Below are 2,998 nucleotides of genomic sequence, written 5' to 3'. Positions count from 1 at the left end.
TGATTGGCTCGTTGCATTGCCCTCCGAACAGGCGCTGACCGACGCCACGCGAGTCGTTATCAGCATCCAAGAGCAGGCGGGGATTGATCTCGTCTGCGATGGCGAACTGTCTCGCTACGACATCAATCACCCCGAAAACAACGGGATGATCGAATATTTCGTATCGCGAATGGACGGGGTGCGCAGCACCGGTAAATTCGATGAATTGGTCACTTATCGATCTCAACGCGGCATGGGCTATCGCACCCGGCCTCCTGGCATCGTGGATGGTCCGATCGGAGCCGGCGTGCTCGATCTTCCGCACGCTTGTGCGCGCGCCAAACGGCTCACCAGGATGCCGTTCAAGTTCACGCTGACCGGCCCCCATATGTTGACCAAGACACTGATGAACAAGCATTACAAGAGCAACGCCGACCTGGCGATGGCGCTGGCGGCGGTGCTTGCCGAACAGGTCAAACATATCGACGCCGACGTGGTGCAGATCGACGAGGCCAATCTGCCAGGCAGTCCGGACGAATGGCCGTGGGCCGCGGAGGCCATCAACCTCGTCCTGGATGCGGTCAAGACGGTTCCTGCCGTGCATCTTTGCTTCGGCAACTATGCCGGGCAGTCCTCGCAGAAGGGGGCCTGGGCAAAGCTCATCGCATATCTTAATGCGCTGCATGTCGATCACGTCGTCATGGAAAATGCGCATCGTCCTCTCGATGAGCTAGCCGTCTTCCGCGATCTGCGTCCGGACATTGGGTTTGGTCTTGGTGTCATCGACATCAAGACGACCGTGATCGAAACTGCCGATCAGATTGCGCGCATGATCGAAAGGGCAGAGACGGCCATTGGGGTTGGTCGGATCAAGTATATTCATCCAGACTGCGGTTTCTGGATGCTCAAACGCACGATCGCCGACGGCAAGATACGCGCGCTGGCGGCGGGGCGAGATCTGTTCGAAGGTCGCAGCGGCATCCACGCGGCGTGAAGATCTGGAGTGAGCTGCGAATTGACGGAACTGCCGTTTTATGAATGCTGACGGTGTTCAGACGCACGACCGCTGCGTCGTCGAGAGTATCAATGAAGCCAGCAAGCTTTGACTACCATGCGCCGACCAGCGTCGACGACGCGCTCGCTCTCCTTAAGTCACATGGGGGCGATGCGCGACTTCTTGCGGGTGGTCAAACGCTGCTGCCGATGATGAATTTCCGCCTAGCGCGGCCAACAGCCATCATCGACATCAATCGTATTCCGGCATTGGCGTATATCGAGCGCGTCGGCGATGTCATCTGTATCGGCGCCATGACGCGTCAGCGGGCCATCGAATTCTCCCCCGTGGTGGCCGCTGATCTGCCGGTGCTGCACGAAGCGATCAAATTCGTCGGCCATTTGCCCACTCGTTCACGGGGTACGATCGGTGGCTCGATCGCGAACGCGGATCCCGCCGCAGAGATTCCGATGGTGCTGCAGCTGCTCGAAGCGGAGGTGGACGTCCGCGGCCCGCAGGGCCAGCGCAAGATTGCCGCGGATCAGTTGTTCTTGGACGCGATGACAACAAGTCTGACGCCCGAGGAGATGTTGGTCGAGGTGAGGCTACCGGTCGTTCCGCACGGCGCAGGAGTCGCCGTCGAGGAGTTCGCCCGAAGGCATGGTGATTTTGCCATTGCGGCTGTTGGAGTCATGATCCTCGGTGATGGCAAGCGATGCAGAAGGGCCCGCATTGCGACAGCGGGGGTCTCATCACATTCCACCCGCCTGCGGGCTGCCGAACAGCTGCTGGAAGAGCAGGGCCTGGGCCAAGCCACAATTGCGGAAGCTGCAAAAATGTCCGCGCAGGAAGTCGATCCTTTATCGGACAACAATGCCTCTGCCAAGTTTCGGCGACATTTGACCTCGGTACTGGCTGAGCGTGCGCTCCAGCGCGCGGTTGGGCGTATGCAAAAAAGGTGATGGGAATGTCGCAAATGCTCGATGTTCGGCTGACCGTGAACGGCAAAGCGCGCGAGGGGCGTTGCGAGCCGCGCACGCTGCTGGTCGATTTCCTGCGCGACAATCTCGGTCTGACCGGCACGCATGCTGGCTGCGAGCATGGCGTTTGCGGCGCCTGCACCATTCTCTACAACGGCGAGGCGGCGCGCTCGTGCATCATGCTGGCTGCGCAAGCTGATGGCAGTGAGGTCGTGACAGTTGAGGGCCTCGCCCGAGGGGCTAAGCTGCACCCCCTGCAGCAGGCCTTTCACGAACATCACGGGCTGCAATGCGGGTTCTGTACTCCCGGCATGCTGCTCGCGGCGCTGGATTTTCTCAATACCAATCCTTCGCCCAGCGAAGCGGAGGTGCGTGAGGGGCTCTCCGCAGTCCTATGCCGCTGCACCGGTTATCAGAATATCGTCGCTGCGGTTATGGCGGCGGCGGCACAGATGCGATCCGAGCGGGCTCAGGAGAGCGGGCGATGACGCGGACAAACGATCTGTTCGTCGGTCAATCGCTGCTTCGCCGCGAGGATGCGCGATTGCTGGTGGGGCGCGGGCAATTCCTGGCCGATCTTAAGCTGCCCGATATGCTCCACGCCGTCTTTGTGCGCAGCCAGGTCGCTCACGCGCGCATCCGATCCGTGGATTTGTCGCGTGCGGCCACGGCGCCCGGTGTTGTCCTGGCGATGAACGGCGCCGATCTCCTGCAGTTGCTTCCGCCCGTGCCCGATACGCAGTTGTCCCTGCCGCAGAAATGGACCACGCAGATCCAGCATACGTTCCGCAATCCGCAGCAGTCGCTGTTGGCCCACGACAAAGTGCGTCACGTCGGCGAGGCCGTGGCCGTTATTCTGGCGGAAAGCCGCTACCTGGCGGAAGACGCTGCCGAGCTCGTCACGGTCGATCTGGAGCTGTTGCCGGCCGTGGTCGACGCCGAGCAAGCGCTCACGGCGGGGAGCGCGGTCCTCCATGAGCAATACGCAACCAATTTGATCGGTGAGTTTCAAGTCGAAAAAGGCGATGTCGACGCTGCGCTTGCG

Annotated in this window: 3 protein-coding genes and 1 pseudogene; all 4 read left to right on the top strand. The window is 60.9% G+C overall.

The features are described 5' to 3' along the window. The coding region (locus WB528_RS23740) for a hypothetical protein (protein ID WP_423891276.1) at positions 1 to 973 on the top strand (973 nt) is incomplete at its 5' end. A gap of 92 nt (positions 974 to 1,065) precedes the next feature. Then, a complete protein-coding gene (locus tag WB528_RS23735) occupies positions 1,066 to 1,935 on the top strand; it encodes an FAD binding domain-containing protein (RefSeq protein ID WP_423891274.1) in 870 nt (289 codons plus the stop codon). Between the two features lie 14 nt (positions 1,936 to 1,949). Continuing rightward, a complete protein-coding gene (locus tag WB528_RS23730; protein WP_423891278.1) occupies positions 1,950 to 2,441 on the top strand; it encodes a (2Fe-2S)-binding protein in 492 nt (163 codons plus the stop codon). Next, positions 2,438 to 2,998 (top strand): annotated as a pseudogene (locus WB528_RS23725) (xanthine dehydrogenase family protein molybdopterin-binding subunit); the annotation flags it as partial. The gene WB528_RS23730 and the pseudogene WB528_RS23725, both read left to right, overlap by 4 nt.

Origin of the sequence: Bradyrhizobium sp. (genome assembly GCF_049586575.1) — a bacterium.
Taxonomy (GTDB): domain Bacteria; phylum Pseudomonadota; class Alphaproteobacteria; order Rhizobiales; family Xanthobacteraceae; genus Bradyrhizobium.
This window is presented reverse-complemented; position numbering and strand designations above follow the sequence as displayed.